Source organism: Chryseobacterium formosum, from assembly GCF_026460885.1.
GTDB lineage: Bacteria > Bacteroidota > Bacteroidia > Flavobacteriales > Weeksellaceae > Chryseobacterium > Chryseobacterium formosus.
The window spans coordinates 156,968-172,168 of sequence record NZ_JAOVZW010000001.1; the positions used below are offsets into that span (position 1 = coordinate 156,968).

At 32.3% G+C, this 15,201-nt stretch carries 14 protein-coding genes; 10 read left to right on the forward strand and 4 right to left on the reverse strand.

The genetic code is table 11. From position 1 onward, the window contains the following. Positions 1–36 precede the first annotated feature (36 nt). The 7 genes from OF897_RS00705 to OF897_RS00735 all read left to right on the forward strand — a co-directional run bounded on the left by OF897_RS00705 (position 37) and on the right by OF897_RS00735 (position 7,352). On the forward strand, positions 37–2,826 hold the full coding sequence (locus OF897_RS00705; RefSeq protein WP_267263770.1) for a hypothetical protein: 2,790 nt from the start codon (positions 37–39) through the stop codon (positions 2,824–2,826). Between the two features lie 5 nt (positions 2,827–2,831). Further along, positions 2,832–3,332, forward strand: coding sequence for a hypothetical protein (locus OF897_RS00710; RefSeq protein ID WP_267263771.1), 501 nt, complete (start codon positions 2,832–2,834; stop codon positions 3,330–3,332). Positions 3,333–3,971: 639 nt separating this feature from the next. Next, positions 3,972–4,892 (forward strand): helix-turn-helix transcriptional regulator, encoded by a 921-nt coding sequence (locus OF897_RS00715; protein WP_267263772.1) that lies wholly within the window; start codon positions 3,972–3,974, stop codon positions 4,890–4,892. 127 nt (positions 4,893–5,019) lie between these two features. Next, on the forward strand, positions 5,020–5,565 hold the full coding sequence (locus tag OF897_RS00720) for an energy transducer TonB (protein ID WP_267263773.1): 546 nt from the start codon (positions 5,020–5,022) through the stop codon (positions 5,563–5,565). 131 nt (positions 5,566–5,696) lie between these two features. Then, entirely contained in the window at positions 5,697–6,248 is a 552-nt protein-coding gene (locus OF897_RS00725; RefSeq protein WP_267263774.1) for a hypothetical protein, read from the forward strand. Positions 6,249–6,267: 19 nt separating this feature from the next. Continuing rightward, positions 6,268–6,864, forward strand: coding sequence for a DUF3575 domain-containing protein (locus OF897_RS00730; protein WP_267263775.1), 597 nt, complete (start codon positions 6,268–6,270; stop codon positions 6,862–6,864). Between the two features lie 56 nt (positions 6,865–6,920). Beyond that, positions 6,921–7,352: a nucleoside deaminase gene (locus OF897_RS00735; RefSeq protein ID WP_267263776.1), complete on the forward strand. Its 432-nt coding sequence runs from the start codon at positions 6,921–6,923 to the stop codon at positions 7,350–7,352. A gap of 69 nt (positions 7,353–7,421) precedes the next feature. On the opposite strand, the gene OF897_RS00740 is transcribed toward OF897_RS00735, so the two are convergent. Further along, positions 7,422–8,180, reverse strand: a complete 759-nt coding sequence (locus OF897_RS00740) for a type III pantothenate kinase (protein ID WP_267263777.1) — start codon at positions 8,178–8,180, stop codon at positions 7,422–7,424. Between the two features lie 162 nt (positions 8,181–8,342). On the opposite strand from OF897_RS00740, the gene OF897_RS00745 reads away from it, so the two are divergent. Continuing rightward, positions 8,343–8,945 (forward strand): hypothetical protein, encoded by a 603-nt coding sequence (locus OF897_RS00745; RefSeq protein ID WP_267263778.1) that lies wholly within the window; start codon positions 8,343–8,345, stop codon positions 8,943–8,945. 17 nt (positions 8,946–8,962) lie between these two features. Continuing rightward, positions 8,963–9,796: a M23 family metallopeptidase gene (locus OF897_RS00750; protein WP_267263779.1), complete on the forward strand. Its 834-nt coding sequence runs from the start codon at positions 8,963–8,965 to the stop codon at positions 9,794–9,796. A gap of 119 nt (positions 9,797–9,915) precedes the next feature. Here the strand turns inward: OF897_RS00750 and prfA are convergent, their stop codons facing one another. Both prfA and OF897_RS00760 read right to left on the reverse strand, forming a co-directional pair. Further along, positions 9,916–11,001 (reverse strand): peptide chain release factor 1, encoded by a 1,086-nt coding sequence (prfA, locus tag OF897_RS00755; protein WP_267263780.1) that lies wholly within the window; start codon positions 10,999–11,001, stop codon positions 9,916–9,918. Positions 11,002–11,101: 100 nt separating this feature from the next. Next, complete coding sequence (locus OF897_RS00760; protein ID WP_267263781.1) at positions 11,102–11,866, reverse strand: hypothetical protein; 765 nt, start codon at positions 11,864–11,866, stop codon at positions 11,102–11,104. A gap of 62 nt (positions 11,867–11,928) precedes the next feature. Between OF897_RS00760 and OF897_RS00765 the strand changes: the two genes are divergently transcribed. Continuing rightward, positions 11,929–12,924 (forward strand): hypothetical protein, encoded by a 996-nt coding sequence (locus OF897_RS00765; RefSeq protein WP_267263782.1) that lies wholly within the window; start codon positions 11,929–11,931, stop codon positions 12,922–12,924. Positions 12,925–13,000: 76 nt separating this feature from the next. Here the strand turns inward: OF897_RS00765 and OF897_RS00770 are convergent, their stop codons facing one another. Then, positions 13,001–15,082: a T9SS type A sorting domain-containing protein gene (locus OF897_RS00770; protein WP_267263783.1), complete on the reverse strand. Its 2,082-nt coding sequence runs from the start codon at positions 15,080–15,082 to the stop codon at positions 13,001–13,003. Positions 15,083–15,201 lie beyond the last annotated feature (119 nt).

Here is a 15,201-nt window from a genome sequence, read left to right on the forward strand (position 1 = left end):
AAATAGTGAATTGTTTAACAACTAAAAACGAAGAAAATGGGAAATTTTGATAACGAATTCGGAGATTTATCTGAATACAAAGTACTTTCTTTTGAAGAAGTAAGCAAAGGATTTACGGGAAATAAAAATCCTTTTGAAAATGTAAGCAAAGCTCGGTCTTTTGAAGAAACTTCATATGATAAAAAGTTTGGGGAAGGCGGGAGCAATGACAAATGTGCAATAACCAAAGGTGATTTTTATGTAGAGAATATGAATTTGGGGATGTTATTAGACCATATTAGTAATCGTACGAATGAAAAATTCTTTTTCTATTATCAAAACTATGCACTAGCCAACATATCAAAATTTGTTGGAGGAGAAGGTCCAAAATATATTACTTATTATCCACCAAAATCCTTTGAATATACAAAAGGAAATGAAAGGAAATCAGCAATACTAACGGTCGAGCTAAACGAAAGAGCCTGCTTCATTAGTTTAAAAGACTATGGAAGTATATTTCACCTTAACCCTGAAAAAGAAGAAATGTATTTCAAACTAAATTTTGTTTATACGGATTATTTAGATAAAAGAGATTTCAATGATGCGACAGATAAATATGAATTGGAAAAAATGTACAATGCAATTGTTATTACTACATCTGATGCAAATGGATATGTAGCTTTATCCGAAAAACTAAATTTGAGAAATGATGCAAAGAACGAAGTTATTACACTTTTCACGGAAAAAGTGAAACAAACTCAAGATCCTGCAGCACTGAAGTTTTTATACGAGAATATGCCTGATTTTGTAATTGAAAATTTACTTTCTAAGCTTGATGGAAAGTTTAATAATGAAATTATCCTTACGAAAGATAAAAAAACAGGAAAAATAAGAGTAATAGGTGCATCCCAAAAGTTGATTTGGGAACATTTAGAAAAATTGGTAAATTATGATGCTCAAGGAGCTTTTAGCTGGGCAAAAGATTCTAGTGGTGCGCTAATCAATTTATTAAAAGTTTTCCGAAACAGCCAGTTTCTTTTCGAAAGTTTTAAGAATAACCAAGCTATGGTAAAGCGTATTTTTAACAATATGAATAAAACTTCGATAATAAATGGTAAAGAAATGAGCAATAAAGCGGTATTTGCAAATTTCATTACTGCTCTTTGTGTTGACAACGCTTTTGATGGACTTAGAATTTTAGATAAAGAATTTATCATAGGAAATGATTATGCAGTCTCTTCCGGTAGTGTTTTTCAAAGTGAAAAAGATAATGAATTTTTCTTACAGCAATTAAAAAAGAAAGTAGAAACAATAAAGACTTACGCACATGAAGCTTCAAACGAATATACAAGAGTAAGCCTTGAAGAAACAGAAGACGGTAATTTATATCATCCTATGGATATTGTACATATCAAGTATGCAGACATTAAAGAAGCTCCTTTTCCTTTTGTATCTGCTATTACCATTAAGGCTTTTGCAGAAGCTAGAGATGAGCAACTAAGAGCGGATGCCATAAGAATAGGATTTGATGTATTGGCTATTGTTTTGGGTGTGGTATTTTTTCCGGCAGGAGGAGCTGTAGGAATAGCCGCAGAATCTATTGGAATTGGTCTTGCTTTGGCAGACATTGGCATTACGGCTAGTAGAGAAGATATTTTGTTGGAACCTGGAGGGAAAGACTTTTTAGCATACTGGGACAAAGTCTATTTGGTAGGAGGTTTGGTTTTGGCACCTATTGCAATGGTGGAACAAGTTTTTGCAAAAAGTGTATTTTGTTATCTGGAAGCACTGAAAAGCGGAAGCCCTTTGTTGCAAGCTTATGAAAAAAGTTTGGCTAAAATACTACTGGAAAGAGAAATTCTTACCTTTACTGGCAACACACTGAAACCCAATACAGAAACAACCCTGAAGATTTTAGCTTATAACAGTAATAAAATCCCTAAAGCCACAGCTTTTGCTTTCAGCCAAACCGAAAGAAATCTATTTCCAATATATAAAGCAGGAGCTGTAATAGTAGAGATAGGAGAACAAGAATATGCTTTAGTATATAAAGGCGAAAAGCTTATACAAGGAAAATCTAATGACAAAAAAGTTTTAGAATTTTACAAAAATCTAAAAAAGAAAATTTCTAAAAACTCCAAAAAATTAGAGGAGGCTCTTGAAGAAACATCCCAAAACATAAAATATGAAAATGGTAGAATGGGATATGTGGAGGGATTGTATGATAGTATTGATGTTAATTATAAGCCAAATGGTTTTAATATTACTGATACTCCAATGTATGATTACGGAAGAGGATATGAAACTTATATATATCGTGGGGATTCTGAAGGCTATTTTAGAAGACATTTTATAAATAAAACTAAAACTTTTATTTTTGATCATGGTTTTTTACAAGATTTACCAAAATGGGTAGAAGATGTAAAGATTCCATTAGTACAAGGGAAAGGGATACCCACTCAAGCTTATTTTACCTTACGACAGATGAAATTATTGAACATTGCCGAAGGTGAGATACAAATGGTAAAAATGTCTCAAATACAAAATTTAGAAACAATAGGATATATTCATCAGGTAACTGGAGGAAAAATTATTCGTAATTTTGATTCGGTTGATATTTTGGCGGCGCCAAGTAATGAATACATGAAAACGGTAATGACACAAGCTGGCTACGAAACTATAAGCGGTAGAATTACAGGAAAAGGACAATATTTTTCTGTAAAACAACTAAAATCAAGAAATTGGGATATCCCAGATGAATTCATGAAAAAATATAATTTATCTGAAAGTAGTATGCTGTATATTAATTTCAATATTGAAGTAAAAGTTAAATATATTAAAAAATAAAACTTATGGTAAAGATAAAATTATTAGAAATAAAAGATAGAGAAGTTTTAGCATTAAAAAAGTGTTATCCTGAATTTGTAAAAGCGCTTAACAATGTATTAGGATATACTGTAGAAACAGTGTTTGAACTTGATGATTCCTTTGAGGGATATTATTTAACACCTGTTGGAGGAGCAGCTTTCATAGCAGAAAAGTATAAAACCTATATTACAGAAAAATCATTTTTATTAGGTGCTTACAATGCTGATATACCCAATTATATTGAAAGGTTTAAACCAGCAGGATTAACCAATTGGCAACTCTTTATAAAAGCAAGTACTGCTGTAATAGGAAAAACTGAAGTGATTGAAAAAGTATATTCACTTGAAGAAGGAGATAATATTCTGTATGAAGACTTGGGATATGATGATTATGTTCCTATACCTTTTGATAACACTTATGAGACTGCTGCTAAAGCTATTTTAAGCTATTTAGAAGTTTACGATAAATGGCTGAAAAATAAATAGTAAACTAAACCAAAGCCTGTGTAATAGCAGGCTTTGGTGTTATTTATGAATTTCAATATTGAAGTAAAAGTTAAATATGTAAAATAAGAATAATGATACAAATAAAGTTATTAGAAATATTGGATAAAAAAGAAGCATGAGCGTTAGATTGCTATCCTGAATTAAGGCACTAAACTCAGTATTAGGATATACTGTAGAGACAGTCAATGAGCCTGATGAATCTTTTGAAGGGTATTATTTAGTGCCAATCCTCCCACTGCCGCATGATTGTATCGTGTGGCTTTTCTTTTAAGTTCACTTCTCTCAGTATGTATTATTTTTATCTTTATAAAAAACATAAAGATTAGCAGAAATTACAAATTCCACAATCCGAAGATTTATATTTCATAAAGCTTTGCGTTCGTAGACTGGCTTGATGTTTTATCAGAAATGAATATAAAAAATGTCCTGCCATTTTGACATAAACATAAAATTTAAATTTTGTTCCAAATGAAAAAAGCATACAGCGATCATATAGCGATAGCTTCATGACAAAATCACAAATTAAAAACATTTTAGCCTAAAATTTATCTATAAAAATTAAAACACGACACCGTTTGTCGTAATAAGCACCTATATTTGTTTTAGAAAAATACCCGAATGAAAAAAGATTTTTACCTTACAAGATATGCCCTTATCATCAAGAAATTAGAAAGTGCTCCTGCAACCTATTCTCAAATGGAAGATTATCTTTTGAACTCCTTTGAATTTCAGGATGCAGATATTAAAAGCTACTCTATCCGTACTTTACAGAGAGATATTCGTGAGATTTCAAATCTTTTTAATCTTTCCATTCACAACAAGAAGAAAGGCGATAATCGTTATTACATCGAAAGCCGTCCTATGATGGAAGTCGATGAATACAACCAAAAGTTATTGGAATCCTTTCAGGTAAGCAACGCTTTAAACAATCATCCCGATTTTGCCAATTATATCTTTTTTGAAAGCAGAAAACCAAGCGGAGCCGAAAATTTTTATGACCTATTCTTCGCAATCCGTAACAAAAGAATTGTTTTGTTTGAGCATTATAATTTTAAAAATAAACTGATGACTTCACGAAAAGTTCATCCTTTAGCTTTAAAAGAATCTAAAGACCGATGGTATCTTATTGCAATTGACACCAAAGATAAAGCGTTGAAATCTTTCGGTTTAGACCGAATCAATTATCTTGATATAACGCCTCAGAAATTCAAAGAAAAGTATAAATATAATTTCAGAGAACATTTTAAAAACGCTTTTGGAGTAATGAATCTTACCGAGCAAAATCCTCAGAAGATTGTTTTAAAATGCAGCCGTCATCAAGGTGAATACATCAGAAGTTTCCCTTTGCACTTGTCACAAAAAGAGAATAAAGAAACTCCGGAAGATATCTATTTTGAATTTTTCCTCCATCCTACTTACGATTTTATGCAGGAAATTTTATCGTATGGAAAAGAAGTACAAGTCTTAGAACCGATGAATTTAGTTGAAGACATTAAGAAACATTTACAGGAATCTCTTAACAACTATTTTACAGAATAGAACGAAAAAACATTGTTTCCATCTTTTTGATTATATTTACATAAACAATTATTTTTTGAGGGCTTTATATTTATTTTTTGTACTTCTTTCAACATTTTGTTTTTCTCAACAAAAAGAGGAATTCAAGATGGTAAAAAGCTATTATAATCAGCATAGAACGATGTTGAATACGGAGTTTAAAAAGAAGTTTGATGCCGAGAAAAATCCTGTATACAAATCTGCAGTGAAGAATGACTTTCTTTTCTTTATGAAAAAGATGGATAGTATTGAAAACGTTGCTTTAATTGCCGCTTTACTGAAAGTTAAAAATTTAGAAGATGTAAAGAAACTAAATTCTAAAATCACGGTTTCACAAAAGCAAGAATTTACCAATCCTATTGAGAAAGTTGCTGATTATCCCGGCGAAATTAATGCATTAAGAAAAGAAGTTGCTCAACTTTTTTACGGTGAAGGCGTTTATTCTGAAGCCGGAAATGTAAAAACAAATGTCGCTTTTATCGTCGAAAAAGACGGAACCATAAGTGATGTAAAAGCTGAAGGTGATAATTTCACTTTCAACAGACAAGCCGAAATTGCTTTATACTCAATCTCCGAAAAATTCTCTCCCGCTTACAACAACGGAACTCCTGTAAGATACAGATTCAAATTACCTTTAGCTCTTAATTTCGAGTAAAAATATTTTTTCACACTGTATAGTTTTATTATTTATATTTGGCAAAAACTGAATTAAGCTATTATTCATTTGTTTTATTCAAAAATAAAGCAATGATAATAGTAAATTTTTAAAAATAAAACGATATCCCTATGAAAAAAATCTTGTTAGGATTATCCCTAATTCTTGGAACATTTGCTTCTCAAGCACAAGAAATTACAGAAAAACAGAGAAAAAATGACATTCTTGCTGATCCCATTTTATTAATCGCAGTTCCATTAGCGAACGTTTCTTATGAAAGATTAATTTCGCAAAACAAAGGTATCGGTATCAACGCTATGATCAATTTAGATCGTGATAGCGACAGATTTACTCAGTTCTCAGCATTTTACAGAATGTATTTTGGTAAAAAATATGCGTCAGGATTTTTCCTTGAGGGTTTCATACCCGTTACCACTGAGACCAATGATATTTATTCTTACAATTATGATGATGTAAATGGATATTTTTACACATCTTCAGTAAGACGAAGTAATTTTACTACTGTAGGTATCGGTTTCGGAGTAGGAGGAAAATGGGTAATGAAAAACAATCTTGTTATTGAAGCAAGTGGTGGTATTGCAAGAAGATTTGGTGACAGAGATAAACATTATTTTGAAGAAGTTACTGGGAAATTAATGGGTGGAATTGGTTACCGCTTCTAAAATTTTTGAGAAATATTTTATGAGAAATCTATTTTTGAATAAGATAGAAATATTTATAAATTTTGGACTGAAAAGAAATCTGATAGGATTACTATGTTTTATTATTGGAGCAAATACCATTCAAGCTCAAGAAATAGAAAAAGTTAGAAAAAATGATATTCTTGCAGATCCTATTCTCTTAATTGCCATTCCTTTAGCTAATATTTCTTACGAACGATTAATTTCACAAAACAAAGGTATTGGAGTAAATGCAATGATTAAGCTCAATAATGAGGATAAAGATTTCAAACAGTTTTCGCCCTACTTCAGATATTATATGGGAAAGAAATATGCTTCAGGATTTTTTTTTGAGGGCTTTATTCCTGTAACGATTCAGAATGATGTTAATTATATTTATGAAGACTATTCAGATTTTGGCTATCAAAATATTTCTAAAAAAAATAAAAGTTTTACAACCGTAGGAATAGGTTTTGGAGTTGGAGGAAAATGGGTAATAAGCAACAAGCTTGTGATAGAAGCAAGCGGTGGTATTGCAAGAAGATTTGGTGATTTATACAGATATGACATTGGTCGGGTTATCGGAAAAATCATGGCGGGCATAGGTTATCGATTGTAAATTTTCTTAAAAATATTTTAATGAAAAGCTTAGTTTTGCACTAAGCTTTTATTTTTATGTTTACTGACGAATATTTTATGAAAATGGCTCTGCAGGAAGCCGAAATTGCCTTTGAAAAAGATGAGGTTCCGATTGGCTGTGTTGTGGTTTCAAATAACCGAGTGATTGCAAGAGCTCACAATCTTACCGAAACTTTAAACGATGTTACCGCCCATGCCGAAATGCAGGCAATTACTTCTGCTGCTAATTTTTTAGGCGGAAAATATTTAATCAATTGTACTTTGTACGTGACTTTAGAACCTTGCGTAATGTGTTCGGGAGCACTTTATTGGGCACAGATTTCAAAAGTTGTCATCGGAGCAAGAGATGAACAGCGTGGATTTATTAATAAGAATCTCTCCTTACATCCCAAAACAGAAATCGTTTCAGGAATTATGGAAAATGAATGTTCTTTGATTGTAAAAGAGTTTTTTAAAGCTAAGAGATAGATTGAGATTAAGGTTGAGGTTGAGAATAAAATATTTCTTAAAACTTAAAAACCTTAGCCTCAACCTCAATTATAAATCTTTACCAAGAAAATACAGTCCTTTCAACGTATGAAGTCGGTCTGCGATATGTATTTTTTCAGTTAAAGGTTTGTAAACGTGGGAAACTCCGCCGGTTGCGATGACAAAACAATCGTCATTCACCTCATCGTTAATGCGATCGATGAAACCTTCTACCATTCCGAGGAAGCCGTAAACCATTCCGCTTTGCATACAGGTAATCGTATCTAAACCCAATACCGATTTTGGCTTTACCAATTCAATTTCAGGAAGTTGAGCAGTCTGACTGATAAGAGAGTTTAAAGAAGTTACAATTCCCGGAGCGATAATTACGCCTAAACATTCACCATTTTCGGCAACACAACTTGCAGTAAGCGCAGTACCAAAATCAAGAACAATTTTTTTTCTTCCAGGGTACATATTATGTGCAGCAACTAAATTTGCATAAATATCTGTTCCCATTTGCTTCGATTTTGCTACGACTTCCGAAGGAGTTGTTCTGTCAACCATCACAGGAGTAATTCCATGAATTTTTCTTATTGCAGAAGTTATTTCTCTTGTTAATTGTGGTACTACAGAACCTACAATTATTTTTTTAATATCTTGAGGATCAATTTTATAGGTTTGATACAAAATCAACATCTGACCATGCAGTTCATCTGCAGTACGGTAAGGTTTTGTATTGATAATCCACGAAATATCACAATTGTCATCATCAAAAAGACCAAATCTGATATTGCTGTTTCCAACATTGATTACGATAGAATTCATTGACATATTTTTCGGTCGGAAACCCATCAAAGTCTTTTAAACACAAATGAATATCCAATTAATTTTTCAAAGGTAAAAATAATACTTTTCTTTAAAAAAATCCTTTCAATATTAATGAAAATGGTTTATACTTGTAATAGATTTATTTTAAATCAAACCAATATGAAAAAATTTCTTGTGCTTATTCTTATCATTCAGTCTTTATCTGTATTTGGGCAGAAAATATTTAAAGATGAAAACGATAACATTATTCCAGAAGAAGTCTACAACAATCGAAAACTAATTCAGGGAGAATTCAAAGCATGTAATGATTCTTTACAAATATGTAAAATTATCATTAACAGATCTGAGCAAGGAAATATAGAAACGGACAAGTTATTGAAAGATCTGGAAAACCTTTTAGATTATAAAATAGATAAAAATCAACCTACGATAATTACATTCCATCCTGGAAAAGACAGATGTAATTCTACAGGAACAGCAACCGCAACAAGTCAGTATTTATGGCACAAGGAAAAAGAAAATCTTTCGGATAAAATAAAAAAATCAAATTATCTATACATCTATAAAGACAAAACAAATATAAAAACGATTAAAAAATTGAAATGGTTTAAAGACCCTAAAAACATTATAGAAAATACATTTTTTCAATATCATTATCCTTGCAGTAGCTATGTAATTATTTATAACAATAAATATAGGAGCTACTTTGGAGAGTTTTCTCAGAATCAAGTTTATAATGATTTGAAAGAAATTATTAAATAAGAAATAAAACTTTTAAGATGAAAAAAAATTTAATCTTCCTATTAATAATTCAGTTTACGTTCTTATTCTCTCAGAAAAACATAAAAATGTATCCTGAAAGAAAAGGAGATACACTTATCTATTATGTCGACAATCAGGAAATTTATCCCGTTTCTTTAGTTTTTAGCGGTCAACCTGAAATTGAAAATCTGAAAAAACCTGAACTTTTTAAAACAACACAGGTTATTCCGGCAAAATCGGTCAAACAAAAAGTAACATATTTTGTGGTAAACGATAAAAAGAAAGGTTGGGGTATAAAGAAAATGCCAAGCTATCTTATATATGTAGGAGATATTATCATTAAAAATTATGATAATAATTACGAATATGAGCTTCCATTCCAGAAAGGAAAATCTTTTAATATTTATCAGGGATACAATGGAACTTTTTCTCATCAGAACGAATATTCTCTCGATTTCACTATGCCTGAAGGAACCGAAATTGTTGCAGCAAGAGAAGGTTTAATCATTGATGTATTACAGAGTAACAACAAAAATTGTCCTACAAAAGATTGTGCTCCATTTGGAAATTATGTAACTATTTTACATTCTGATGGAACTCTTGCACAATATTTTCATTTAAAACAAAACGGAGCGAAAGTAACAATCGGAGACAATGTTACAAAAGGACAACTAATTGCTTTAAGTGGAAATACAGGTTGGAGTAATGGTCCGCATCTGCATTTCGTTGCTTACATTCCAAGTGCAACTGCTGAAAAATATAGAATTACAATAAAAACACTTTTCAAAACCGGTAACGGAAGCACATCTGAATATTTAAGCGAAAAGAAAACGTATTCTAAGGATTATTAAATTAAAAATGTCTTTTCTCAAAACAAATATTTTTTTAACAAAATACACTTTACTTTTGAGATTGTAATAAAAAAAGCTTCCGATTTCTCAGAAGCTTTTGTATTTAATGGAAAAAAGATTTAATAATTATCTTCTTCTCCTTTCATTTTTTCAGCATTTTCGGCCATGATTACGGCATCAATCATATCAGAAATATCACCATTCATGTATGCATCAAGATTGTACATTGATTTGTTGATTCTGTGATCGGTAACTCTACCTTGTGGATAGTTGTACGTTTTAATCTTTGCAGAACGGTCACCCGTAGAAACCATCGACTTTCTTTGTGCAGCAACATCTCCAACCGCTTTTTGAACTTCAATATCGTATAATTTGGTTCTCAACATTTCCATTGCCAATTCTCTGTTTGCCAACTGCGAACGAGCCTGCTGACAAACAACCACCATTCCTGAAGGTTTGTGCGTTAACTGTACTTTCGTTTCAACCTTGTTTACGTTTTGTCCACCTGCTCCTCCTGAACGTGAAGTCTGCATTTCGATATCTGCAGGATTTAATTCAAAATCGATTTCTTCAGCTTCCGGCAAAACGGCAACAGTGATAGCAGAAGTATGTACACGACCTTGAGATTCTGTTTCCGGAACACGTTGAACACGGTGAACACCAGATTCAAATTTCATGATTCCATAAACACCATCTCCTTCAATTCTCAGAATTAATTCTTTATATCCTTTAGATGCTTCACTAGAATCTGTGATTTCGTGTTTCCAGCCTTTGGTTTTAAAAAACATTGCATACGCTCTATAAACATCTTCCACGAAAATTGCAGCTTCATCACCACCTGTTCCGGCACGAAGTTCTACAATTACGTTTTTATCATCAGCAGGATCTTTTGGAATCAAAAGTACTTTCAATTCTTCCTCCAAACCTGGAAGTTTTTGCTGAGCTTCTACTTTTTCTTCTTTAGCCATATCAACAAGGTCTCTGTCTGAACCATCTGCAATGATTTCTTCAGATTCTGCGATATTGTCTAAAGCGCCTTTATATTGGTTGTAAACGTGTACAATTTTTCCTAAATCGCTGTATTCTTTGTTTAAAGAAGAATATCTTTTCTGGTCTGAAATGACATCAGGCTGAATAATAAGATCGGCAACCTCATTATATCTCTGTTTTATCGCTTCTAATTTTGGAATTAATGATTTAGACATATTAAAAATTTAGTTGGCAAAGATACGGAATTGACAACGAAGAACAAAAGTGATTTTCATACTCTTAAACTTCTGATTTGCTTATGACCCCAAATATAATTTATTTATCAAATTCCATTTGTTTACTGCTCTTTTCTCTGTCTTCCTTTACATCTTCTTTACTTGCTTCTACATCTTTTATATTTCTTACAACAAAGTATTGCGGGCTCATCAAAGCATATAATTTGAATAATGTAGCCGGAATTACCTTTGTTTTATATGTAAGATTTCCAGATATGGTTGCAGCTGATGAAGATGTTGTCTGTACTGTTTCGGGGAAATCTTCATTCAAGCCAAAATCCCAATCTTTTTCGATAAACTTAGCTTTCTTATAATATTTCATAAAATTCCCTTGTCCAGCGAGTCTATTATCCATATCAAGCGCTTTTTTCAGACTTGCATCAGAGACTTCTTCCAGAGAATCTGTTTTAGAATAATAAATCATGCTATCTATAACTACAAAATGGTGTCCTGCTGTAAAATCTATATTTGTATTATATGTTGACGAAAATTTGGTATCAGATCCGTAAGGCTGGCTCATTACTACAAAATCGTCATCATTAAGATTTAAAATTCCTCCTTTTTTTGATATTGTTTGGTTAAATTCTTTTCCGTTATTAAGTTTAAATGTATGATTCCCTTCCGTTATTGTAATTGAAGTGCTTGTAGAATCTTCTGACAGTTTAAATTTAAATTCATTATCTACCAATAAAATTCCTTTTTGCGTTTCAGGGTCATAGCTTACATCGATTGTTACCGAAGCTTTGTGGCAGGAAATCATTGTGAAGATTACAATTAATAATTGAAGGATAGTTTTGAGTTTCATAGATTATTTTTTTTATAAACATAACTAAAATTTTTATATTGCGCCACTAATAACATTAAACCATGAGTATCGTTTTCGGACACAACAACTTCGTCATTAAAAGATTATTTCCAAAAGAACTGGGATTAGAAAATAATCCTGAAATGAAGAATGCAGAGATACAGCTTATTCAGAAATATGCGCATCTTTATTTTATTCCGGTTTTCCCAATTGGGCAGGAATGGGTTTTAAGACGAGACGGAAAATCTTATCATCTTATCAATAATTTGCAGCAGCAGCTTCTTTATAAATATCCTTCGAGAGTTCATGTTGGAGCTTTTGCTCTTCCTATTATTTTGATTCTGGGATTGTTAGGTTACACTGGTTATGAAAAAATTTCTCAATATCAATCAGAAAGAAGATATGCTGCAGAAATGGAAAGAAACGGAATTTTATTAACCAAACAGCTTGATTCTATAGACAATAAAAACAGCGTGATTTTTTCTTTTGAAGGTGATAGTTACACCGATGAAAATTATTCTGTTTTAAAAAGACAAGGAGACAAATTTTTATTACAAAAGATAAGTGGAGAAGGAGAAATGACCACCCCTAATTTTATAGATTATCATTTGGCTTCAAAAGACGAAGAAAACACTAATGACAGCATTTGGATAACTAAACAAGAAATTATAAAAAGTATTCCATCAAAAGAACCTTTTTCAAAAAAGCAAATAAGTGCATTGGGAAAATCATTAATTTTATCAAACATTTATATTATTAAAGATGCTTATTTTAAAGAAGATACTCCTGATGAAGCAAAAAGCTCGTTATACAATGAGTTTGTAAATTATGGGAAAAATGCAGTGATTGACAGTCTCGTTCCTTCCAATAAATCTGAAGACTGGAAACTTTCTAAAACAAAAACAGTAAATTTTAAAGAACGATTCGCCATAAAAACAGAAAGCAGAAACTCTGCAACGCTATACTACCATACTGTTCCTGATAATATCCAACACACATTAAAAGTAAATAATCACAAAATCGAAAATAAAGGAGACCAATCTTCATATAATTATTAAAACAAAACCTCATGCAAAATACATGAGGTTTTGGGTATAAAAAATTAATAATATGAATCAATTATTATGAAATGGTTTAATTCTTAATCACTTTTTTAGAGATTTTTTGTCCGTCTTTCAATAGAAGTTCCACAATATAAACTCCTTTTTGAAGCGACTGTATATTGATTCGATTGTTTGAAAACTGAACATCCATTCTCTGACCTAGGATATTGGTAACGTTTACTTTATCAATCGTAGCATCTGTTTTAATATTTAAAATTCCATTGGTCGGATTTGGATAAATTCCTAAAGTTACTTTTTTAATATCCGAAGTTCCTAAACCGGTCGTTGTTTCTTTAATACATCTTACAGATTGACCTTGAGCTCTCGGACCTCCAGAGTTTGGATTTGCCAAAGATGTAGAATTATATAAATATTTCCCTCCTGTATTTGCAACATCACCACTCCAGTAATACCCTCTTTCGCCAACATAAGTGAAGCCACCAGAACTTTGACTTCTATATCCTGCTGCAGGTAATTTTAATTTGCTGGTATAAGCATTTGCTGCACTAGACATTCCTTCTGCACCTACTGCAGCAATCCAATCAGCCTGAGAAGGAAGTTTCCAACCCGTACCAATTGCTTTACAAGGATCAACACTTACTGTTGAAGTTATTGCTGAGGTATTTGCACCGTTCCAAAGATCACTTAGTGCATTTGTTGACCACCAAGCCGGACTATTTCCTAAAATAAAAGAAGTAATTCCAGCCAAACCAGTAGGATTATTTGTTGAAGGAACTGTTGTCGTTGCCGAATTTCTGTTTTGGTGCCCATCATCCCATCTTCCCCACTGGAAAAGGTCTCCGTAAGAATCTGCATCTGCCATTGAAGTTGCAACTTGTGAACTTCCTAAGTTTTGCTGAAGCCAAACTTTTCCATCCGCTCCTCTCACTGTAGTATAAGTTACTTGCTGACCTTTATAAGTGAAAGTTACACAACTTGTGTCTCCAGGATTTGTTCCAGGATCCGCATTGCTACAAGCAGGAGTTGTATTTGGTAATTGAATTTTCTTCACCTTAACTCCACTCTGAGAATAAGTAAGAACTAAAGTATTATTAAATGCATCATACTGTAAATCATTATAAGTAGCCGTTCCATCAGAAACAAAGTCACCTCCGAAAGTTTCCCAGGTATTTGTTGTTGAATTATATTCGTAAACGGTATTTTTCCCACTGTTTACAGACCATCCATTTGCTACAGTATATATTTTTCCAGAAGGCGTAACTGCAATAGAGACATTATACAAATCATTAGAAATTCCAAAATTGGCATTTCCAACCTGAACCCAGTTTGTACCATCGAATTTTTTTACATTTAATTTTCTATTGTTGTCCGAAGTCGATGAATAAACCACATACAAAGTATTATCAGCACCGATTGCAATATCTGAAGTCGCATTAGTACCTTCTGTAAAAGCATTTCCCACAGAAGCACCACCAACTAAAGTCCATGGATCAGTTGCTGAAGCTGTTAAATTATTTTCATAAACTTTTACACCTGATGAAATATGGCAAACGTACACTTTACCGTTCGTTCCCGTCACCATTTCCGCATGAGTAGGATTTCCTCCTGCAATATTTGAAGGTCCCACCTGTTCCCAAACGTTGTTTACCAACCTTTTTACAGTTCCTAAACCAACAGATGCATAAACAAAAGGAACGTTATTGGGTGCAACTGCCGAAGCCTGATAATTTGTAGTATCAGTAAATGGAAGCGAAAGTAAACTCCAAGATGTACCATTAAATTTTCTAACTTCCATTCCTGAATTTGGATATCCCCATTGATTTGTGTAATACAAATTTCCAGTTGCATCTAGTGAAAGCGAGTTGTAAGTTGCTGTAGCTGTTGTAATTCCTGCAGTTCCGCCAACATAAGACCAAGAAGTTCCGTTAAATTTTTGTACTGAACCTTTTTGAACAGAAACATCATAATATGAAACGTAATAATTTCCCTGTGCATCGATTGCAAGATTATTAAAACTGCTTGCTCCTGCAGAAATACTTCCCGCAGAACCTACATCAACCCACTGTTGTGCATTGAGTGAACTTGCTACTATAGAAAGGATGCCTATTCCGGCTCCGATTTTTTTTGCTGTTGTTTGTAAATTTTTAAACATAAATAAGTTATTTTTATTTATTCTAAATTATTTTAAAATTTTCCGCAAAATTAATCTTGAAAACAAAGAATAGGTTATCATTTCCAACCTTTCGATTATCATATCAAACATGATGCTTA